Origin of the sequence: Actinoplanes sp. G11-F43, from assembly GCF_050589265.1 — a bacterium.
Lineage (GTDB): Bacteria > Actinomycetota > Actinomycetes > Mycobacteriales > Micromonosporaceae > Actinoplanes.
Map to the genome: position 1 here is coordinate 107,057 of NZ_JBNZCE010000008.1, position 21,352 is coordinate 128,408.

General features: G+C 69.8%; 19 protein-coding genes and 1 pseudogene. 14 read left to right on the plus strand and 6 right to left on the minus strand.

The genetic code is table 11. The features are described 5' to 3' along the window. Positions 1–131 precede the first annotated feature (131 nt). The 3 genes and pseudogenes from ACQ0O7_RS09610 to ACQ0O7_RS09620 all read right to left on the minus strand — a co-directional run bounded on the left by ACQ0O7_RS09610 (position 132) and on the right by ACQ0O7_RS09620 (position 1,964). Entirely contained in the window at positions 132–341 is a 210-nt protein-coding gene (locus tag ACQ0O7_RS09610) for a family 43 glycosylhydrolase (protein ID WP_430781508.1), read from the minus strand. Between the two features lie 421 nt (positions 342–762). Beyond that, positions 763–921, minus strand: a pseudogene (locus ACQ0O7_RS09615) (family 43 glycosylhydrolase); the annotation flags it as partial. 11 nt (positions 922–932) lie between these two features. Beyond that, positions 933–1,964, minus strand: a complete 1,032-nt coding sequence (locus ACQ0O7_RS09620) for an arabinan endo-1,5-alpha-L-arabinosidase (RefSeq protein WP_430781510.1) — start codon at positions 1,962–1,964, stop codon at positions 933–935. Between the two features lie 159 nt (positions 1,965–2,123). On the opposite strand from ACQ0O7_RS09620, the gene ACQ0O7_RS09625 reads away from it, so the two are divergent. The 13 genes from ACQ0O7_RS09625 (at position 2,124) to ACQ0O7_RS09685 (ending at position 19,285) form a co-directional block, all read left to right on the plus strand. Then, the gene (locus ACQ0O7_RS09625; protein WP_430781511.1) at positions 2,124–3,017 is read left to right on the plus strand and encodes a PaaX family transcriptional regulator; all 894 of its coding nucleotides are present in this window, start codon (positions 2,124–2,126) and stop codon (positions 3,015–3,017) included. Positions 3,018–3,117: 100 nt separating this feature from the next. Then, on the plus strand, positions 3,118–4,503 hold the full coding sequence (locus tag ACQ0O7_RS09630) for a glycoside hydrolase family 43 protein (RefSeq protein ID WP_430781512.1): 1,386 nt from the start codon (positions 3,118–3,120) through the stop codon (positions 4,501–4,503). Continuing rightward, positions 4,503–6,107, plus strand: a complete 1,605-nt coding sequence (locus tag ACQ0O7_RS09635) for a glycoside hydrolase family 27 protein (protein WP_430781513.1) — start codon at positions 4,503–4,505, stop codon at positions 6,105–6,107. The genes ACQ0O7_RS09630 and ACQ0O7_RS09635 overlap by 1 nt, the downstream gene beginning before the upstream one ends. A gap of 10 nt (positions 6,108–6,117) precedes the next feature. Then, positions 6,118–8,283, plus strand: coding sequence for a cellulose binding domain-containing protein (locus ACQ0O7_RS09640; RefSeq protein WP_430781514.1), 2,166 nt, complete (start codon positions 6,118–6,120; stop codon positions 8,281–8,283). A 1,596-nt stretch (positions 8,284–9,879) separates the two neighbouring features. Next, entirely contained in the window at positions 9,880–10,530 is a 651-nt protein-coding gene (locus tag ACQ0O7_RS09645; RefSeq protein ID WP_430781516.1) for a choice-of-anchor M domain-containing protein, read from the plus strand. Then, positions 10,527–11,129 carry a choice-of-anchor M domain-containing protein gene (locus tag ACQ0O7_RS09650; protein ID WP_430781517.1) on the plus strand — a complete coding sequence of 201 codons (603 nt, stop codon included), beginning with the start codon at positions 10,527–10,529 and terminating at the stop codon, positions 11,127–11,129. The genes ACQ0O7_RS09645 and ACQ0O7_RS09650 overlap by 4 nt, the downstream gene beginning before the upstream one ends. A gap of 73 nt (positions 11,130–11,202) precedes the next feature. Beyond that, entirely contained in the window at positions 11,203–12,663 is a 1,461-nt protein-coding gene (locus ACQ0O7_RS09655; protein ID WP_430781518.1) for a choice-of-anchor M domain-containing protein, read from the plus strand. Between the two features lie 53 nt (positions 12,664–12,716). After that, positions 12,717–13,754: a WxL protein peptidoglycan domain-containing protein gene (locus ACQ0O7_RS09660; RefSeq protein WP_430781519.1), complete on the plus strand. Its 1,038-nt coding sequence runs from the start codon at positions 12,717–12,719 to the stop codon at positions 13,752–13,754. After that, positions 13,751–15,259, plus strand: a complete 1,509-nt coding sequence (locus ACQ0O7_RS09665) for a TIGR03773 family transporter-associated surface protein (protein ID WP_430781520.1) — start codon at positions 13,751–13,753, stop codon at positions 15,257–15,259. The genes ACQ0O7_RS09660 and ACQ0O7_RS09665 overlap by 4 nt, the downstream gene beginning before the upstream one ends. After that, a complete protein-coding gene (locus ACQ0O7_RS09670) occupies positions 15,259–16,806 on the plus strand; it encodes an anchored repeat ABC transporter, substrate-binding protein (RefSeq protein WP_430781521.1) in 1,548 nt (515 codons plus the stop codon). The genes ACQ0O7_RS09665 and ACQ0O7_RS09670 overlap by 1 nt, the downstream gene beginning before the upstream one ends. A gap of 13 nt (positions 16,807–16,819) precedes the next feature. Continuing rightward, a complete protein-coding gene (locus ACQ0O7_RS09675) occupies positions 16,820–17,716 on the plus strand; it encodes a choice-of-anchor M domain-containing protein (protein WP_430781522.1) in 897 nt (298 codons plus the stop codon). Then, complete coding sequence (locus ACQ0O7_RS09680) at positions 17,713–18,435, plus strand: anchored repeat-type ABC transporter ATP-binding subunit (protein WP_430781523.1); 723 nt, start codon at positions 17,713–17,715, stop codon at positions 18,433–18,435. The genes ACQ0O7_RS09675 and ACQ0O7_RS09680 overlap by 4 nt, the downstream gene beginning before the upstream one ends. 1 nt (position 18,436) lies before the next feature. Beyond that, the gene (locus ACQ0O7_RS09685; protein ID WP_430781524.1) at positions 18,437–19,285 is read left to right on the plus strand and encodes an anchored repeat-type ABC transporter permease subunit; all 849 of its coding nucleotides are present in this window, start codon (positions 18,437–18,439) and stop codon (positions 19,283–19,285) included. Here the strand turns inward: ACQ0O7_RS09685 and ACQ0O7_RS09690 are convergent. The 3 genes from ACQ0O7_RS09690 to ACQ0O7_RS09700 all read right to left on the minus strand — a co-directional run bounded on the left by ACQ0O7_RS09690 (position 19,209) and on the right by ACQ0O7_RS09700 (position 21,101). Next, positions 19,209–19,934, minus strand: a complete 726-nt coding sequence (locus tag ACQ0O7_RS09690; RefSeq protein WP_430781525.1) for a uridine kinase — start codon at positions 19,932–19,934, stop codon at positions 19,209–19,211. The genes ACQ0O7_RS09685 and ACQ0O7_RS09690 overlap by 77 nt on opposite strands. Further along, positions 19,931–20,431, minus strand: coding sequence for a hypothetical protein (locus tag ACQ0O7_RS09695; RefSeq protein ID WP_430781527.1), 501 nt, complete (start codon positions 20,429–20,431; stop codon positions 19,931–19,933). Before ACQ0O7_RS09695 ends, ACQ0O7_RS09690 begins: the two co-directional genes overlap by 4 nt. An 85-nt stretch (positions 20,432–20,516) precedes the next feature. Then, a complete protein-coding gene (locus ACQ0O7_RS09700) occupies positions 20,517–21,101 on the minus strand; it encodes a hypothetical protein (RefSeq protein WP_430781529.1) in 585 nt (194 codons plus the stop codon). Between ACQ0O7_RS09700 and ACQ0O7_RS09705 the strand changes: the two genes are divergently transcribed. Beyond that, entirely contained in the window at positions 21,100–21,351 is a 252-nt protein-coding gene (locus ACQ0O7_RS09705; RefSeq protein WP_430781530.1) for a hypothetical protein, read from the plus strand. The genes ACQ0O7_RS09700 and ACQ0O7_RS09705 overlap by 2 nt on opposite strands. Position 21,352 lies beyond the last annotated feature (1 nt).

Here is a 21,352-nt window from a genome sequence, read left to right on the forward strand (position 1 = left end):
GGACGGGCCATGGCACCACGACGATCCGGCCCGGCGCCCGGACCCCGATCACAGGGGGCCGGGCGCCGGCAGGTCGGACGGCGGCCGGGGTGAGGATCCCCGGCCGGGGTCCGGATCGCCCGATCGGTCAATCACTCACCGGACGGGCTGTTCAGGGCGACGCCGAGCCGGGCCGGCGTACCGGAATTGGGCGTGCCGTCGGCGTTCCAGGTGAACTTCTGGGCCCGGGTGGAGCGGTTCATGTCGCAGCCGCCGCCGGCCGAGTCGTTGGCGTGGTAGACGATCCAGTCCTCGGTGCCGTCCGGGCTCTTGAAGAAGCCGTTGTGGCCGGGCGCGAACACCCCGTCGGCGTCGTTGACCGCGCCGGTCTGCCGCTCCCACGACAGGGTCGGCGAGCTGAGCCGCGACCGGGATCCGGTCAGCGTCCACGGGCTGGACAGCCGCTGGATGAAGTTGGACCGCCCATAGGAGCCGCCCCGCGTTGTAGGTGGCCATCAGATAGAGGCTGCCGCCCACCTTGAGCACACTCGCGTCCAGGGCCCACGCGATGACCTGGTCGGGGGCGGTGGCCAGGGTGGTGGCCCGGCGCATCGTGACGGTGGAGTTCCAGGTGGTGGTGGCCAGGTAGCGGTAGCCGTTGTGGTGTCGCAGCCACGGGTCCGGCCCGCCGCGTTTGATCGGATCAGTGAAGCCACCGAGGGTGATCGGCGGCCACTGCTGGCTGGCGCCGTCCGGGTCCTGGTACCGCGAGATCCGGCCGCCGTCGGCGGTGGACCGCTCCCACAGTTCGAGGGCCTTGCCGCTGTTGCGGTTGACCAGGACGTACGGCACACCGGGCTGGATGACCGCGGCGGACGCCGGGGTGGTGACGGCGACCGTGCCGACCGCGGCGAGCAGCACGGTGAGGATGCGGCTTCGCATCGCCGGCTCTCTCAGTAGGCGAACGGCCAGCCGGCCGCGTCGTAGCCGAGCAGGTTGATCCCGAGCCGGGACGCCCCGTTGTCGGCGTAGTAGTGGTAGACGAGCACGTCGGCGTCGGTGTCGGTGAAGACCGCCTGGTGGCCGGGGCCGTGGACACTGCCGCGCCCGGCGAGGACCTGGGTGCCGCCGCCGGAGTTCAGCGTCTTGCCACTACGGTCCACGAACGGCCCGTTCGGGCTGGTGGAGCGGCCCACCATGATCCGGTACGTGCTGGCCGCGCCCTGGCAGCAGCGGTCGAACGACACCCACAGGTAGTAGTAGGAGCCGTGCTTGATCATGTGGGGTGCCTCGATCGCCCCGCCGTTGCGCCCGGCGATGAGCCGGAGGCTGTCGTCGGCGCGCAGCCCGGTCGACGGGTTGATCGCGATCTGCTGGAGTCCGGACCAGAACGAGCCGAAGTTGAGCCACCAGCGGCCGGCGTCGTCGACGAACAGGTTGGGGTCGATGGCGTTGTAGTTGTTCGAGGTGTTCGACTCGATGACCAGGCCACGGTTGGTCCAGCTGCCGGAGGCGCCGGTGGGGCTGGTGGCCAGGAAGATCGCCGAGCGGTTGGAGCCGAAGGTGGAGGCGGAGTAGTAGAGGTAGTACTGCCCGTTGCGGTAGGAGATGTCCGGCGCCCACAGGTTGCGGCTGCCGCCGGTGTAGGTGGTGGTCCACGGCGCCCCGTTGGGGAACACCGCGCCGGCCTCCCGGAACGCGGTCCGGTCGGTGGACGTGGTCAGCCGGATGTTGTTCCCGGTCTGGGCCACGATGTAGGTGCCGGCCGGGGTCTTGACCATGGTCGGGTCGTGGGTGCCGACGGCGCCGGTCACCACACCCGGCCCGGGGTAGGACGCGGGTGGTGTGGTCGGTGTCGCCGCGACCGCGACGGCGGCGTTGGGGACGACGGGCTGGGCGTGCACCACCGCTGCGGACAGCGCGGTGAGTGCGGCAGTGACCGGAATGACGAGCATCGCCCGGCGGGGAATCCGGTTTCGGGACATGAACCCTCCACTCGACGCCTGCCTCCGGCCGGGTTGGGGGACCACGACGGAGCACAGGCAGATGGATGTTAGCGCTCACACGGGCGCTCTGCATGGGGATATGCGGCATCCACTGTGCCCCCCGTACACAAAAGTGTCAATGAAAGTTAGAGTCGGACGGTGAGTCACCCGTTCGACATCGAGCAGGTCCTCCGGCTGCCCCGGCGCCAGGCCGGGGGATCACCGCAGGATCTGACCGTCACCCTGATGGCCGACTACACCGTGCACACCGGCGCCTGGTTGCCGTCGGCCGCGATCGTGGCGCTGCTGGCCGAGTCGGGGGTGAGCACGGCCGGCGCGCGCACTGCCCTGAGCCGCCTGGCCCGCCGGGGCGTGCTGGACAGCGACCGGCAGGGCCGCCGCACCCGCTACCGCCTCTCCCCCGCCGCGGTGGCCGATCTGCGGGTGGGCGGGCGCTGGGTGGCGTCCTACGGCGACGACGCGGAGACCTGGGACGGCCGGTGGACCCTTGTCGCGTTCTCCCTGCCGCAGGAGGCGGTCATGGCCCGCCGCACCCTGCGTGACCAGCTGCGATGGATGGGTTTCGCGCCGCTGTACGACGCCCTGTGGATCTCCCCGCGCGAGTTCACCGAGCCGGACGTGCTCCCCGAGGCGGTGACCGTGTTCCGGGCGCGGCACGTCGAGCTGGCCACCGGGCCGGGCCGCGATCCGATCGAGGCCTGGGACCTGTCCGCGATCGCCGGGCGGTACGAGGCGTTTCTCGACCGCTGGCGCCCGGTCACCCCGGACGGACTGGACGGCGCGGCGGCGGTCCGGGCCCGTACCGAGCTGATCGACGCCTACCGGCAGTTCTCCACGATCGATCCGCGCCTGCCGGACAAGCTGCTGCCGTCCGGCTGGCTGCGGCGCCCGGCCCGCGAGGTGTTCGCCGCCCTCTACGACGGGCTGGCCGGGCCGGCCGAGCGGCACGTGCGGGCGGTCGCCGCCGCGCACTCCACCGACTCGGCGCCGGAGATCCGCGCGAACACGGTGGCCGGACTGCTGAGACCTTGACATCCATCCATGTGAGCGATAACACTCCCTGGGAAACAGCCGGTTCATGCTCGCGAAACGCGACGGTAACCGCAGCCCACATCCCCAGAGAGGCAGCCCCGTGCCTTTGTCCCGCAGAGATTTCACCCGCCTCGCCGCCGCCGGAGCGCTGGCCACCGCCTCCAGCGGCGCCACCCTGCTCGGTGGTCAGTCGGCGGCGCAGGCCGCCAACTCCGCCTACGTCTTCGGCTACTTCAAGGAGACCCCGAACCAGAGCGGCGACAGCTACGCCCTGCACCTGGCGGTCAGCCAGGACGGCCTGAACTGGCTGCCGCTGAATCAGAACAACCCGGTGGCCACCCCCACCGCCGGGACCCTCGGCCTGCGCGACCCGTTCATCCTGCGCAAACAGGACGGTACGTTCGTCGTGCTCGCCACCGACCTGCGCGGGCGCATCTTCACCGAGAACAACCAGTACCTGCACGTCTGGGACTCGGCCGACCTGCGCAGCTTCACCGGCTACCGGCGGATCCGGATGCACGGCCTGAACACCCACACCTGGGCGCCCACCGCGTTCTGGGTGCCGACCCGCAACCAGTACGCGATCGTCTACTCGGCCAACAACGGCCAGGACGTCTTCATGGTCAACTACACGTCGGACTTCCGCACGGTGACCACCAACCAGGTGTACTTCAGCCCCGGCTACCCGGTGCTGGACGCCGACATCGTGGCCGACGGCTCGACCTTCTACATGTATTACAAGAACATGGCCGACGGCCTGCTCTACGGCGCCCGGTCGACGAGCGGCAACCCGAACACCTACAGCAACTACACCGGCGGCCTGCGCCAGGGCAACGCCATCGAGGCCCCGCTGCTGATCAAGAACAACACCGGCAGCGGCTGGCGGCTGTGGGGCGACTCGTTCAGCCCGGTCAACAACGACTACTACGCCTGGTCGTCGTCGAACATCGGCGGCAGCGCGTGGACGCTGCTCAACCAGCGCGACTACACCCCGCCGCTGAACGCCAAACACGGCTCGATCACCGGGATCACCAGCGCCGAGTACGACGGCCTGGTCAGCCGTTGGGGACTGCCGGCGTGGGTGCGGCTCAAGTCGTACAACTTCCCGGATCGGTTCGTCCGCCACGCCGACAGCATCGGCCGCATCGACGCCTACCCGTTCGACCCACACCAGGACCAGCTGTGGCGGATGGTGCCCGGCCTGGCCGCCGCGTCGGGCGTCTCGTTCGAATCGGTCAACTACCCCGGCCGTTTCCTGCGGCACAGCAACTACGCCATCCGGCTGGACACCAACGACAACACCGCCACGTTCCGCGCCGACGCCACCTTCACCCGGGTCGCCGGACTCGCCGACGGATCCTGGTCGTCGTTCCGCTCGTACAACGTCCCGGACCGCTACCTGCGGCACTCCGGCTACGTGCTGCGCATCGACCCGATCGGCACCGCCGCCACCGACCGCCAAGACGCCACCTTCCGGGTGTCCTGATGTGGCGAATCGTCGTCCTGGTCGCCGCGCTCCTGGCCGTCCCGGCGCCGGCCACCGCCGCGCCGGGCAGCCCCGCCGTCCGGCCACCGTTGGGCTGGAACAGCTGGAACACGTTCGGCTGCGACATCAACGAAACCAAGATCAAGGCCGCCGCCGACGCCATGGTCTCCTCCGGGATGAAGGCCGCCGGATACGAGTACGTCGTGGTCGACGACTGCTGGCAGGCCACCACCCGTGACGCGAGCGGAAACCTGCGATCCGATCCGGTACGTTTCCCGGCCGGGATGAAAGCCCTCGGCGACTACATCCACGCCCGGGGACTGAAGTTCGGCATCTACCAGGCGCCCCGGGAGAAGACCTGCGCCCAGTACTTCAACGCCATCGGCGGCTCCACCGGGGCACTCGGCCGCGAACAGCAGGACGCCAACACCTTCGCCTCGTGGGGTGTCGACTTCCTCAAATACGACTGGTGCTCACCGTGGGGCACCCTCAACGATCAGATCGCCGGCTTCACGAAGATGCGTGACGCGCTGCGGGCCACCGGCCGGCCGATCGTCTACTCGATCAACTCCAACAGCGTGCACTCCAACACCGGGCCCACCTACGACTGGGGGCCGATCGCGGACATGTGGCGCACCACCGAGGACATCACCGATCGGTGGACCAGCGGCTGCACCGGCGACTGTTTCATGGGTGTCACCGAGATCCTCGACGTCCAGGCGCCGCTGCACCCGTGGGCCGGGCCGCAGCACTGGAACGACCCCGACATGCTGGAGGTCGGCGTCCGCGGCACCTTCACCCCGACCGAGAACCGGGCCCACTTCAGCATGTGGGCGATCATGGCCGCCCCGTTGATCGCGGGCAACGACATCACCACCATGCCCGCCGACGTACGCACCGTGCTCACCAACCCGGACGTGCTCGCCGTCAACCAGGACAGCCTCGGCCGGCAGGCCCAGCGGGTGCGTGACTTCGGCTCGACCGAGGTGTGGGCCAAGACCCTCAGCGACGGCTCCGGGGCGGTCGCCCTGCTCAACCGCTCCAACAGCACCGCCACGGTGTCCACCACCGCCGCCGAGATCGGGATGCCCGCGGCGAGCGGCTACCAGCTGTTCGACGTGTGGTCCAAGGCGTCGCGCAACACCACCGGCGCGATCAGTGCCACGGTCCCGCCGCACGGCGTCGTGATGTACCGGGTCCGCACCGGCGACACCACCCCGACCACCACGTTCAGCCTCCGTGGCGCCGGCTCCGGACGGTGCCTGGACGTGCTCGGCGGTGCCCCGGTGGACAACGCCGCGGCGGTGATCTGGGACTGCAACGGGGGCGTCACCCAGGTCGTCACCGAGGCTTCCGGCCAGCTGCGGATCGGCGGGAAGTGCCTGGACGCCGAGAACAACGGCACCGCCGACGGCACCCGGGTGATCCTCTGGACCTGCGGCTCCGGCGCCAACCAGCAGTGGACCGTGCAGAGTGACGGCACGGTGAGCGGAGTGCAGTCCGGCAAGTGCCTGGACGTCAACGGGGCCGCCACCGCCAACAACACCACCGTCATCCTGTGGACCTGCTCGGCCGCCGCCAATCAACGATGGACCCGGATCTGAGGTGACCACCATGTCGTACCGCACCGCCTTCCTGGCCGCCGGGACCACGGCCACACTCGCCGCCGGAGTCCTGGTCGCCACCACCGCCTCGGCCGCCGCCGGCTGCCGCGTCGACTACACGATCACCAACCAGTGGCAGGGTGGTTTCGGCGCCAGCGTCGCCGTCACCAACCTCGGCGACCCGATCAACGGATGGACGCTGCGCTGGTCGTACGCCAACGGCCAGAGCGTCACCCAGGCCTGGAACGCCACCGTCACCCAATCCGGCACTCAGGTCACCGCGGTCAACGCCGGATTCAACGGCGCCATCACCACCAACGCCAGCGTGTCGTTCGGTTTCAACGGCGCCTGGGCCGGCGCAAACCCGATACCCACCGGCTTCACCCTCAACGGCACAGCGTGTACGGGTGGAGTAACGCCGCCGTCCTCGTCACCTCCGCCGTCATCCTCGGGCCGTCCCATGGAGAAACTGGGCCGGGGCGTCGTCGCGGTCCGGACCGGCAGCACCAGCACCCTGGTCAGCTGGCGACTGCTCGGACTGGACCCGGACGGCATCGGATTCAACGTGTACCGGTCGGCCGGCGGCGGCACACCCGTCAAACTCAACGCGACAGTGCTGACCGGTGGCACCAACTACACCGACACCACGGCCAATCTCGGACAGGCCACCTCGTACCACGTACGCCCGGTGGTCAATGGGGTGGAACAGACCGCGAGCAGCGCCTTCACCCTGAAAGCCAACAACGCCACCGAGCCGGTGCTGCGGGTACCGATCCGGCCCGGCGGGGCGGTCAAGTTCCTGTGGGTCGGTGACCTGGACGGCGACGGCGAGTACGACTATGTGCTCGACCGGCAGACCAGCCCGCAGACGATCGAGGCCTACCGCAGCGACGGCCAGTTCCTGTGGTCGATGAACATGGGCCCGAACAGTACGAATCAGGACAACATCGAGGGCGGCGCGTCCACGATCAATGTCGGTCACAACGACGGCGTGACCGTGTACGACCTGGACAGCGACGGCCGGGCCGAGGTGGCCGTCCGGATCGCCAACGGCGTCGTGTTCGCCAACGGCACCACCTTCACCATGAGCGACAACACCCGGCAGGCCATCGCCATCCTCGACGGCCGCACCGGGGCACCGCGGGCCACCGCCGCACTGCCCACCGACTACCTGTCCGACGGGCCGATGTACGCCCGCTTCGGCGTCGGACATCTGGACGGCAACACACCGAGCCTGGTGGCGTACACCAAGAATCGGATCGGCAATGGTGGATTCAACCTGATGTACACCGCCTGGCGGTTCACCGGCACCGCCCTGACCCAGCAGTGGAAGTTCCTGCGCGGCAACCAGGACCTGCCGGACGGCCACAACACCCGCGTCATCGACGTGGACGGCGACGGCCGCGACGAGGTCGCCGAGATCGGCTTCGTCCTCAACGGCAACGGCACCCTGCGCTACTCCCTGGCCCCGCAGGGCATCGTGCACGGCGACCGCTTCCACATCACCAAGATCGACCCCAACCGACCCGGACTACAGGGGTACGGCGTCCAGCAGGACAATCCGAGCGGGCTCCGCGAGTACTACTACGACGCCGCGACCGGCAGCATGATCTGGAAGCACACCGGTTCCGGGGTGGCCGACGTGGGCCGTGGGGTGGCCGCCGACATCGACTCACGGCATCCCGGCATGGAGGTGTGGTCGTTCGACGGGGTGTACAACGCCCGCTCCAACCAGCTCACCCAGAGCACCACCCAGGCCCCGTGGCCGCAGCTGCCCTTCTACTGGGACGGCGACACCGGCGCCGAGCTGCTGAACAACCTGAAGTTCGAGAAGTGGAACCCGAACAGCCCCTCCAACAGCAGCAGCCTCCCCCGCCTGCTGTCGGCCGGTTCGTTCGGCGCGGTCAACGCCAGCCAGAACATCAACCCGGTCCTCTACGGCGACTTCCTGGGCGACTGGCGCGAGGAGGCGGTCTACACGAACGCCGCCTTCACCGAGTTGATCATCTTCACCACCAACCTGCCGAGCACCACCAGGTTGTACACGCTCGCTCACAACCCCGCCTACCGCAACGCGATGACGTTGAAGGGCTACATGCAGTCCCACCACGTCGACTACTTCCTCGGCTACAACATGCCCACCCCACCCCGCCCGGCGATCCGCTACGCCGGCTGACCCGCACACCGGCACGACCCGAACTCACCACGTAGTCCCGTTCGAACGGTCCGCATCTCTTTCAATCGCGCGTTTCGCCCTCGACCACCCCCGTTCGAGGGCGAAACGCGCGGTGCCTCGTCTCGGCCGCCCGGCCAGCGAGGTCGATTCCCCGCCACAACCGCTCGCCACCCGGCCGATTTCTCGCGGATCAACCACCGTTGCAGGCCTTCCGCACCGTCCCGTACCGCACGCGGACCCAGCCCGTCGCCGCAGCGACAGCCCGGCCCCACAGAACGGCCGGCCCCACAGACAGCCCAGTCCCACAGAACGGCCGGCCCCACAGAGGGGCCGGCCGCACAGAGGGGCTGGCCGCACAGATCTTGGTGGATTCACCACCGCCTTGAGTCTTCTCGTCGGCGCACCGGCGGCTCCCCACTCCCCGCGCTCGCTCTCCCGCAGCAGATCTTGAATGATCACCACCGGAAAAAGCCTTGCCCGTAGCTACCTGATCGTTCGAGGCCAATCCCTCGCGGCCAGTCCTTCGCGTGGGCGGCCCATCCAACCGCGATCTTGGCGGACTTGCCGCCGTTTCGAGTGTTCTCAGTAGGCAACCAAGTCGCTCGCCGTCAATCCCTCGCGCGAGTGTCCACTTCTGGCCCGATCCCTGGCCAATCTTGGTGGTTTTACCACTTTTTCGAGTCTTCCTCTGGGTTGCCGACCCGTCCGCGGTCAATCCCCCGCGCGAGTGTCCGCCTTCCGGCCCCACCCTGGCCGATCTTGGTGGATTTACCACCGGATAGCGCCTTCTTATCAGCTGCCGGCCCGCTCGCGGTCAGTCCCCCGCGCGAGTGTCCGCCTCCCAGCTCCGCCCTGGCCGATCTTGGTGGATTTACCACCGTTTCCGGTGGTAAATCCGCCAAGATCTCTGCTGAGCAGGTCGCCCGCGCGAGGGATTGACCGCAAGTGATCAGGCGGCCGAGAACAAGACTCTTTTCTGGCGGTAAATCCTCCAAGATCGGCCCGAGGCGGGCGGGAAGCGGACACCCGCGCGGGAATTAACGGCGAGCGGGCCAGAGGCCGGGAGCAAGACTCGAAACGGCGGCAAGTCCGCCAAGATCGCGGTTGGGCGGGTCGCCCACGCGAAGGACTAGCCGCGAGGGATTAGCCACGAACGACTGGCCGCGACGCACTGGCCGCTAGGACTGGCCACGAACGATCAACCACAAGGGACTGGCTGCGAGGGGCTGGCCGCGAACGATTGGGCGGCCACGAGCAGGGATCTTTCCGGTTATTAATCCACCGAGATCAATTGAGGGGTCGCCTGGGTGAGGGGTGGGCCGGGCGTTTTACGCATCGGGCCCGGTGGCGGTGAGCAGCGCATTCGCCCGGCGGTCGCGGGACGGCCGGGGATTCGCCCGCCTTGCGGGGACCAGGCGGGGCGACCCGATCTTCGTGGACCCGACGGGCGTACATCCGCGGGGTTGAGGTCTGCCGCCGACCCGGCGGAGGGGCGTCGGCCTGAAGAAGCGCCAGGCCTTCCTAATGAAAATGAAAACCATTAAGGTCTTCCTTGATCCGGCCGCCATCGAGCCGGACCGATACGAGGAGACTGTCTTGCGTAAACCGCTGCGTCTGCTGCTGGGGACCGGTGTGCTTGCCGCCGCCCTGCTCGGGACCGCTGTTCCGGCCCAGGCCGCGCCCGTCGTGGTGCTCAGTGCCGGGCACGTCGACCTGGTCGACATCGCCTACGAGGACGGCGCGCTGGAGATCGGTGTCCACGACGAGACCGTGGAACCGGATGTCGAACGGGAGGTCGACGACGTCGTCTTCCTGGTCAGGAAGGCCGCCAGGACCACCGTTCCGGCCGACCCCGCCTACGGGTTCCTGGGCGCCGCCGGCAAACCCGTCTGGATCCTGCCCGAGGCGCAGAACGAGGATCTGCTCTGGCCGGGCATCGCCACCGAGGAGATCGACGACGGTGTCTTCGCCGGCGACCAGGTCACCCTGAACGTGGAGAAGGTGACCGGCTCCGGCAAGGTCGCCGTCTTCACCGAGGACGCCGTCGGCACCCCGGACGTGCTGATCAACAGTGGTGACGGGCTGCCCGACGCGCTGCCCCTGGAGACCGGCACGCACCTGCACGCGAGCTGGGCGTTCTCCAAGGCCGGCGTTTACCTGATCAAGGTACGGGCCACCGGCACCCTGCTGGACGGCACCACGGTCACCTCCGACCCGGCCGTCTACAGGGTCGTGGTCCAGCCGTGAGCGCGCTCTCCGCACTTCTGGGCACGGTCCTCGCCGCGACCACGCTGACCAGCGGGCATGTCGACGTGCTGGATGTCGACTACGCCGCGGGCGCGCTGACCCTGTCGGTCGGCGACGAGACCGGCGGGAGTCTGGTGGAGCGTGATCCGGCCGACGTGGTGTTCCAGGTCCCGGCCGCCGCGAAGATCACCGTCCCGGGTGGCGCCGGCTGGGGTTTCCTCGGCACTCCGGGTGACACCGCCTGGGTGCTGCCGCAGAGCAACACGAGTGGGCTGTTGTGGGCGGGCTGGAACACGTCCGAGGTGCCGTCCGGCGTACTCCAGGGCAATTCTATGTCCTTCAAACTGACGAGTGTCAGCGGGCCGGGCCACATGAGCGTCTACACGGTGTCGACCGGCACCCCGACCCGGCTGTTCGACTCCAGTGACGGCCTGCCGGACACCCGGACCGTGACCCGGAACGCGCACACCCACGCCAACTGGGGTTTCACCGAGGCCGGCACCTACTCCGCGACCTTCGAGGTGACCGCCCGCCTGGCCGGCACGGGCGCGACCGTCTCCACCGGCGCCAAGGTCTTCACCTTCACCGTCCTCCCGTAGTCCGGGCCGGGCATGCTAGCGTCCCCCGAAACGAAACTCGTTTTCATTAACAGGTCCAGAAAGGAGTACCCGCGTGAAGAGACCTGACATATGGGCTGTATCCCTCGTCGCCGGTCTCACCGTGGCTCTGTTGCACCCCTCCCCCGCACTGGCCGCCGAGGCCGTGGTCCTGTCCAAGGGCCACACCGACGCCGTCGACGTGCACTACGAGGGCGGCGCGCTGAAGCTGAAGGTCAAGGACGACACCATCAGCCCCGCCGTCGTACGGGATCCGGCCGACGTCACCTTCCAGGTCCTCCCGGCCGCCGAGACCCTGGTCCCGGATCTGCCGTCGTTCGCCTTCCTCGGCACACCCGGCAGCAAGGTCTGGATGCTTCCGCAGGTCCAGGAGCAGGAGTTGCTCTGGCCGGGCTGGAACACCACCACCCTGAAGTCCGGTGTCTTCACCGGTGACAAGGTGCAGCTCAGCCTGGTCGGGGTGGACGGGCCCGGTGACGTCACCCTGTTCGACACCAACTCGCTGGGCACGCCGAGCATCAAGTTCCGCAGCAACGACGGCCTGCCCGACAAGCTCGACGTCCCGGTGCACACCCACGCCCACGCCGGCTGGGTGTTCTCCGCGACCGGCGCGTACACGCTGAAGTTCCAGGCCGACGCCACGCTGACCGACGGCACGAAGCTGAGCACCGGGCCGGTCGACTACCGGTTCGTCGTCGGCGACCTGCAGCCGGGCGGCGGCGACGTGGAACTGACCGTCAGCGGCATGCCGGACGGCGATCAGCAGCCCGGCACCTCGGTCACCCTCCAGGCCGTGCAGACCCCGCGGGGATCACTGACGAAATACCAGTGGTTCAGCAGGAAGCCGGGCGAGCAGGACTACACCGCCATCGAGGGCGAGACCGGCGTCTCGTACACCTTCACCGCGACCCGGGCCCTCAACGGCGCGGAATACCTGGTCAAGCTGTACGACGGCAGCAAGGTGGTGGCGACCAGCGCACCGTCCTGGCTGTGGGTGGCCTTCCCCGACCCGGGCAGCAGCGCCGCCAAGACGGTGACCGCCACCATCAACGCCTCCGACGGCGCCCTCGTGATCAGCGTCGATCCCGAGAACCGTGCCGTCACCCTGCCGGCCGCCGCCCTGAACGCCACCGGCGACAGGTGGGAGAGCGTCGGCGCGCTCAAGCCGGTCACGGTCACCGACACCCGCAGCGCCAAGCCGGGCTGGACCGCGTCCGGGCAGGTCGCCGACGGGTTCCGCACCGGTGACGGCAAGACCTTCGCCGGCAGCTACCTCGGCTGGACGCCCAGCATCACCACGCAGGGGGACCAGCAGGGCGTCGTCGCCGGACCGGTCTCCGCACCGTACGTCTCCGGTCAGCCGCACACCGGCCTCGGCGACAACGCGGCACTGGCCTCGGCACCCAACGGCAAGGGCCTGGGCACCGCCCAGCTCGACGCCGAGCTGAAGCTCAGTGTCCCGACCGACACCGACGCCGGCACCTACACCGGCACCCTCACCCTGACGGCCATCTGAGACGTNCCCCCCCCCCCCCCCCCCGCGACTGTGTATCAACGGAAGAACCCCTCATGCGTACCCGCAATGCCGTCGCCGCCCTGGCTCTGGCCCTCGGTGTCCTCGTGCCGCCGGCTCCGGCCGCCGCCGACTCCCTGACCTGGTCGGTCGCCCCGTCCGGGCCGCGGGGGCCGAACGGCCGTCCCGCCCTGGACTACAAACTGGACCCGGGCGCTGCGATCACCGATCACGTCGCGGTCACCAACCACGCGGCCGAACCGCTCACCCTCCGTCTGTACGCCACCGACGCGCTGACCACCGCCGGTGGCGGTTTCGGGCTGCTGGCCGGTGACGCCAAAGCCGTCGACGCCGGCTCGTGGGTCAAGCCGAGCCGCTCCACGCTCACCCTGCCGGCCTCGTCACGGGTGGTGGTGCCGTTCACCGTGACCGTTCCGGACAACGCCACCCCCGGTGACCACGCCGCCGGGCTCGTCGCCTCGCTGGCCGCCGACGTCACCGACGGCAACGGCAACCGGGTCACCGTCGATCACCGGGTCGGCACCCGCGTCTATCTGCGGGTGGCCGGTCCGCTGACGCCGAAACTGACCATCTCCGACGTACGGGTGAAAGCCGCGACGTCCTGGAATCCCCTGACCCTGCCGCGCGTCACGGCGTCGTTCACCGTCACCAACACCGGCAACGTACGCCTGACCGGCACCCCCTCCACCCGGGTCGAAGGACCGTTCGGTCTCAGCGTGCGCACCGCGACGGCGGCGGCCATCCCGGAGATCCTGCCCGGCGGATCGGTCAGCACCGCGGTCACCCTGGACGCGGTGCCGCCGCTGTTCCACGAGTACGTGATCAGCGAGATCATGCCCGCACCCGCCGACGGACGGCCCATCGATCCCGCCCCGGCCCGGATCACCGACACCCGGACCCTGTGGCTGATCCCGTGGTCACAGCTGGCCGTGCTGGGGCTCGTCATCGCACTCACCGCAGCCTGGCTGTTCGCCCGCCGTCGCCGCCGCACCCGGATGGGGGCCGCGCTGGCCGCCGCCGAACAGCGCGGACGCGAGCAGGCGACCTCCTCGGATTCGAAGGGAACCTCATGAACCGCCTGCGCGCCGCAGCGGCCGCCGCCACGGTCACGACACTGGCCGCCATCACCTCGGCCGGTCCGGCACTGGCCGCTGATCCCACGGCCGAGGGCGCGGATCTCATCGCCGTGTCCGTGGAGTCCGGTGAGCTGACGATGCGGTTCCGCACCGATGGGCAGACGCCGGCCGATCCGCGGACGCTGCGATTCACCGCCTCCGGCACGCCGGCCGGTGTGGTTCCCGACGATCCCGGCTTCGCCTTCCTCGGCAGGCCCGGCGTTCCGGTCTGGTCGCTGCAGCAGGACTCGCCCTTCTCGACCTTCGACACCACCGGCGTGCCGCGCGGCGACGTCACCCTCGACCTGGTCTCGGTCGACGGGCCGGGCTCGTTCGCCGCCTACACCCTCTCCGAGTGGGGCCGGCCACGCCTGCTGCTGGACAGCGACGGCCCGAAGAGCACCACGTTGCCCGGCCGCCAGCGCATCGGTGGCGTGGTGTGGATGTTCGACGCGGCCGGCGAGTATCGGGTGACGCTGCGGGCCTCGGCACGCGACGGTTCCACCACGGTGAGCGACCAGGCCGTCTACTCGGTGGCGGTCCCCGCCGCCGCAGTCGCACCTCCGGCCGCACCGCAAGCCGCCGCGCCACCCGGAGCCGCAGCGCCCGCTGCCGAGTCCGCTCCGCGCGAGAACGCCGCAGCCCCGGCCGCGAAGGCCGCAGCCGATGCCGCCGCTCCGAAGGTCATCGCCGACGGCCACGTCGACATGGGGCCGAACCTCAGCGGCGACCGGATGACCATCCGCCTCAAGGACGACGCGACCACCCCACCGACCTGGCGCGAGCTGAGCGACGTGGTCCTCGAGGTCACCGGCAAAGCCGAGATCAAAGTCCCCGCCGACAGCCGGTACGCGTTCCTCGGCACCGCCGGCGACCAGGTGTTCGTCCTGCCCCAGAAGCAGGAGTCCGGCATCGTCTGGCCGGGCTGGAACACCCAGCACGAGTCGGTGGTCAGCGGCACCAAGGGCAACGTCACCTGGAAGCTCACCAAGGTCGACGGCCCCGGCGGCTTCAAGCTGTTCCTCACCGACTCGTTCGGTGGCCCCGAAGTGCTGTTCGACTCGGCGAAGAAGCTGCCGCAGCAGATCAGCATCCCGCCGAACACCCACGCGCACGGCAGCTGGGCGTTCACCAAGGCGGGCCGCTACCGGCTGACCGTCGCGATGACCGCCACCACCAAGGCCGGCAAATCGGTCACCGACAGCAAGGTCCTGACCCTGGCGGTCGGCGACTCGACCGGAACCGGCGGAACCACCCCACCCGCCGGTGGCGGCTCCACCACGAACCCGACCACCGGCGGCGGCGACAGCAACGGCACCGGCGACGGCAAGTCCGGTGGCGGCGACCTCGCCAAGACCGGCATGAACATCGTCGCGTTCGTCGGCGGTGGCGCGCTGCTCGTGGTCGGTGGCGTGGTCGTCATGCGGCTCACCCGGCGACGCGACGAGGCCCCGGCCGAGTGATGCCGACCAGACGACTGACCTGCCTGGCGGCGGTCCTGCTCACCATGGCCGGATGCACGGCGCCGCCGACGCTGACCGAATCCGACGACCGGATCCAGGTCGTCACCACCACCGGTGTGCTGGCCGACCTGGTCCGCAACGTCGGCGGCGACCGGGTCCGGGTGGCCTCGATCGTGCCGGACGACGCCGACGCGCACGCGTACGAGCCGACGCTGCGCGACGTACGCAATGTGGTGTACGCCGACGTGGCGTTCAGCAACTACCTGATGCTGGAGGCGCAGAGCGTCATCAAGACGATGGACGCCAATCTGCCCGACGGTGTCGAGCAGATCTCGCTGGCCGAGGGCGCCACCAAGTACGCCGCCGAGATCATCCCGCTGGTCGAGGACGTCTCGCTGGACACCATCTGGCTGGGTCTGCGTGCCCGCGGGACCGGCTCGGCGTACGGCGTGAACCGCTCCTCCGACGTCCGGCTGTCCGCCACCCGGGCCGACGGGCCGGGCCGGCTGTCGGCATACCTCACCGAGTCGTTCGGCAACCCGGACATCACCTTCGACTCCGGTGACGGTTTCGACCCGGCCAACGGCTACCGCGACGACACGATCGCCCTGCCGCCGGACGCGCACACCCACATGAGCTGGGCCTTCGACACGCCGGGCGTCTACCGGCTGACACTGCGCGCCGAACTCGCGGTGGCCGTGGACACCAAGCCGGTGCCGATGGGCGAGCAGACCTTCACCTTCGCCGTCGGTGTCGATCCGCACACCGTCCCCGGCATGGCCGGCGCCACGATCCTGCGCGACGGGCACACCGACATCGCCGCCGACATCGACACCGCCGAGCTGTACCTCTGGTCCGACGACCACGGCAAGGACCAGGTCCGGCACGAGCCGGCCACCACCGTCATCGAGGTGCCGGCCAAAGCTCTCAAGGAGGTGCCGGCCGGACCCGGGTTCCGGTTCCTCGGCCGGCCCGGGACACAGATCCACCAGCTGCCGCAGGCGGTGCTGGGCCGGCACGTCCACGGGGAGATCGACCCGCATCTGTGGCAGGACGTCGGCAACGCCCAGTCCTACGTCGAGCTGATCCGGGACAGCCTGATCGCCGCCGACCCGGCCGGGGTCGCCGACTACCGGGCCGCCGCCGACCGCTACCTGGGCGAACTCAGCGCCCTGGACACGTACGTCAAGGAACGGATCGACGCCATCCCGGCGCCGAACCGCCATCTGGTGACCACCCACGACGCCTTCGCCTACCTGGCCAAGGCGTACGGCATCCCGGTCGCCGGATTCGTCACCCCCAACCCCGCCGTCGAGCCCAGCCTCGCCGACCGCCGCCGCCTCACCGAGACGCTGCGCAACCTGCACATCAAGGCCGTCTTCCTGGAACCCAACCTGCGCGCCCGGTCGTCGACCCTGGTCGAGGTCGCCGGGCAGGAGGGCGTGCGGGTGTGCGACATCTACGGCGACGCCTTCGACGGCCGGGTGACCAGCTACCTCGCCATGATGCGCTTCAACGCCGACTCCCTGAACCGATGCCTGACCTGATGAGGAACCCCCGATGAAGACCGCTGCCGCGGTGCTCGCCGTCCTGCTCGCCACCACCCCCACCGCCCCGTCGCCGGACGGCGGGCTGTCACAGACCGTCGACCCGAACCAGTCCCAGGCCACCGGCCGTGTCGTCCTGGACACCGGGCACGTCGACATCGGGCCGCGCCTGCAGGACGGCAGGTGGAGCATTCAGATCCACGACGACCACGCCGTGCCGTCGGTGTGGCGCGAGCCCGCCGACACCGTGCTGCACGTGCGGGACACCGCTCTCCTGGAGGTTCCGGACGATCCGGCGTACGCGTTCCTCGGCGCGCAGCCCGGCGAGAAGGTGCACGTCGTACCGCAGACGGAGAAGCAGGGTGTGGTCTGGATCGGCTGGAACACCCAGGACCCGGCGGTCATGCAGGCGATCAGCCGTGGCGTGACCCTCAGCCTGCGCGGCGCCCAGGGCCCCGGTGACGTGACCGTCTACCTGCAGTCGGGCAATCTGGGCGCGCCCCAGGTCCTGTGGAACACCGCGAAACCGCTCCCCCAGCCGCTGTGGGTGGAGACCAACACGCACACCCACGCCAACTGGGTCTTCACCAAGCCCGGCAACTATCAGCTGGCCGTCGACGTCACCGCCGACCTGGCCGACGGCTCCACCGCCTCGGCGAGCACCATGCTGCGCCTGGCCGTCGGGGACGCCACGGCACCCGACTACGACACCGCCTTCACCGCGCCGCCGGCCGCCGCCTCCGGTTCGGCCGCCGCTGCCGCCCCCGACGCCCGGGAGGCATCGAGTTCGTTCGCCGCGCCGGCCCTCATCGGCGCCGGTGCGCTGGCCGTGCTGATCATCGGCGGGCTGGTGTTCCGGCAGTCGACTGTCCGCCGCCGGGCCGAACGCGAGCGCGAGGCCACCCGATGACCGCGGCCCTAGAGATGACCGGGGTGGCCGCCGACCTGGGCGGGCGCCCCGTGCTCCGGGATGTCGATCTGCGCCTGGACGCCGGGGACTTCACCGCCCTGCTCGGCCCGAACGGCGCCGGCAAGACCACCCTGATGCGTGCCGCCCTCGGCCTGGTCCCGCTCCGCGCTGGCAAGATCAACAGCACCAGCGCCGGGTACGTCCCCCAGCGCCACGAATTCACCTGGGACTTCCCGGCCAGTGTGCAGGACGCGGTGCTGAGCGGGCTGGTCCGCCGCATCGGCCTGTTCCGCCGCCCGACCGCGGCGCACTGGCAGGCGGTGTGGGACGCCCTCGATCAGGTTCACCTGGCCGACCTGCGGAAACGTCCGGTCGGTGAACTGTCCGGCGGGCAGCGGCAGCGGGTGCTGGTGGCCCGGGCGCTGGTGTTGCAGCCGTCGGTGCTGCTGTTGGACGAGCCGTTCACCGGCCTGGACATGCCGGCGCAGGAGACGCTCACCGCATTGTTCGGTGACATCGCGCGGGATCGTGCCGTCCTGATGGCTACCCACGATCTGACCGCCGCGGCGTACACCTGTGATCGGTTGATCCTCCTCAACCGCACGGTGATCGCCTGCGGCCCGCCCGCATCGCTGCGGGACGCCGGGCTGTGGATGCGGACGTTCGACGTCGGCCCCGGCAGTCACCTGCTGAAAGCGCTCGATCTGGTGGAGGCCTGAGATGTCACCGTGGCAGTTCCTGGCCGACCTGGCCAACCCCGATCTGGCGTTCCTGCCGAAGGCGCTCACCATCGCCGTGCTGTCCGCGATCATGTGCGGGGTGGTCGGCTGTTACGTCGTGCTCCGCGGCATGGCCTTCATCGGTGACGCCGTCGCCCACGCGGTCTTCCCCGGCCTGGCGATCGCCTTCCTGTTCTCCGGCAGCCTGGTCCTGGGCGGCACCATCGCCGGGGTGGTCACCGCCCTGCTGGTGACCGTTTTCGCCCAGAACCGGCGGCTGAAGGAGGACTCCGTCATCGGCATCTTCTTCGTGGCCGCGTTCGCCCTCGGCATCGTGGTGATCTCCCGGGCGCCCGGATACGCCGGTTCGCTGCAGCAGTTCCTGTTCGGCTCGATCACCGGCATTCCGGACCGGGATCTGTACGTGGTCGGCGGCACCACCATCGCCGTACTGCTGGCGGTGTTCCTGCTGCACAAGGAGTTCGTGGCGGTGACCCTCGACCGGGAGACGGCCCGGGCGCTGGGCCTGCGCGTGTTCTGGCTGGACCTGCTGCTCTACGTGCTGGTCACCCTGGCGGTGGTGATGGCCGTGCAGACGATCGGCAACATCCTGGTCCTGGCGCTGCTGGTGACTCCGGCCGCCACCGCCCGCCTGCTCACCGACCGCCTGCCGGTGATGATGGCCCTGGCCCCGGTGATCGGCGCCGGCTGCGCGCTGGTCGGCCTCTACCTGTCCTGGTCGTGGGACCTGCCGGTCGGCGGCACCATCGTGCTCACCTTGACCGGGGCGTTTCTGATCGCCCACCTGCTGGCCCCACGGCACGGCCTGGTGGCACGCCTGGCCGGGTGACCTCGACGATCCGGGGCGCCGCGAAGTCCTCGTTGTCGATCAGGATGCCGGCCCGCTGCTGCGGCGCGCACACGGTGAAGTAGATGCGCTGCGCCTCGACGTAGCGGCGCATCGCCGGATGTCCCGGGTCCGGGTCGGTGCCGTCCCGCCCGGCCATCCGCTTCGCCGTCACATCGAACGGGACGTCCAGGAACACCGACAGATCCCACACGTCGCCGATCTCGTCGCGGTGCAGGAACAATCCGTCCACGATCAGCACACTTCCCGGCGCTGCGGTCCGCACCGGCGGGTCGAGCACCGCGTCGGTGTCCACGTCGTGCGCGACAGCCCGATAGCGCCGGGTCCCCCCGGGCGCGAACGGTTCCAGAACGTCGCCCCGAAACCGCTGATAGTCGTACGAGTCCTGCCAGAACCCCATCGGCGACTCCCGCCCCTGCCGGTATCGCACGGCCCGAACGTGATGAAAGTCGTCGATCGACACCCGCACGACGGGTCGGCCGAGCGCACCGACGGCGTCGGCCAGTTCGTCGGCGAAGACGGTCTTCCCCGACCCGTCCGGCCCGTCGACGGCAACCCGAAGGCAGTCACCGCCCCGCCCGGCCGGAATCCGTCCCGCGACATGCCCGATCACCTCCTGACGCCGGCTCATGACGCCGCCGCCGGACCGCCGACGCCCGGCCGGATGACGGCCACGGTCAGCACGATCGGAAACTCCTTGTCCATCTGGCCGAGCAGCAGCGTGACGATCCGGTCGTGACGAGACCATGCCGGAATCATGTCCTCACCGGCGAACATCGCCAGGTCGTACGCGAGCCCCGAAACGTTCCCGTCACCGGCGAGGACCCGGTCATACTCGGCCCGGAAGGTGTACCGCCGAGGCGGCCCCCACAGCGCCGTCATCGCGGCCGCGATCTCCTGCCGCTGTCCCTCGAAGCGTTCGTAGACCTCCGCATAGACCGCCGCGGCGGTGAGGTCGTAGTCGGCGGGCGTCTCATACAGACTCTCGAACACCGCGACGGGCACGAAGTGCGCTCCCGCCCCACTCTGCCCCACACCTTCCAGCCAGTCACTGACATCAGGGGCCGCGTCGGGAAAGGGCCGCGACACCATCTCCTCCACCGACGCCATGATCTGCCCGATCTCCATCGCCGGATGGTACGGCGTCCAGCGATCAAGCATTCGCCATGCCCGGGTGAGCCCTGTGCCGGTCCCGGCGGTGCCATTCACCGCGCTATCGCCGCATCCAGTAGTCGCGGTCGGGCAGCAGCACCCACCGGTCGGCCGGGCCGGTGACGCAGCGGGCGTCCGGTGGGCGTAAGCCGACGTAGCCGCAGGAGTACATCGCGGCGCGATGGGCGTACAGATAGCTGAGCGGGACCCGGCCGGCGTCGTCGGTCTCCCATGGCGGGCCGCCCGGGTGCAGGTCACCGGCGATGGGAACGCCGTCGCGGTAGATACTGCCCTGGTTGCCGCTCTTCGGGTTGGCGTAGAGGCCGTAGGCGACCGTCCCCGCGGACAGCAGCGTGCCGACCAGCGGGGTCTGCGGCTGGTAGCCCCACGGCTGGGACACCACACAGCCACCGGGGACGTCGGTGACGCCGATGAGCAGCAGATCTCGCACGTCGTCGAGCCAGCGCCAGTCGTCCGGGTCCGCGCCGGGCACCCAGTCCTCGTCGACCTCGACGTCGTAGTGGGCGAGCAGCTCGTCCTCGGTCATCGCCCGGCCGTCGAGCCGCCGGATCACCTCGGAGGAGTCGAGGCCGGCCACGCAGAGCAGGCCGTAGCCGTCGTCATGGATGCGGCGGCTGCACGGCATGAGCTTCGCCCGGTCGTACCGGGAACTGCTCGCCTTCCTGGGCACCGCCGCCGTCTGGCAGGCCATCCTCGCCGGGGTGCTCACCGTCCTGCTGGCCGCCATCGGCATCGCCGTGGACGGCTTCACCGGCACCCTGGTCGAACTGGTCCTGGTCCTGACCGGCGCCCTGCTGATCGAGATCCCGTTCCTGCTCCTGACCGCGATCGTGGTGGAACGCCGCAACGCGGTCCGACGGCTGAAGGAGCTTTAGC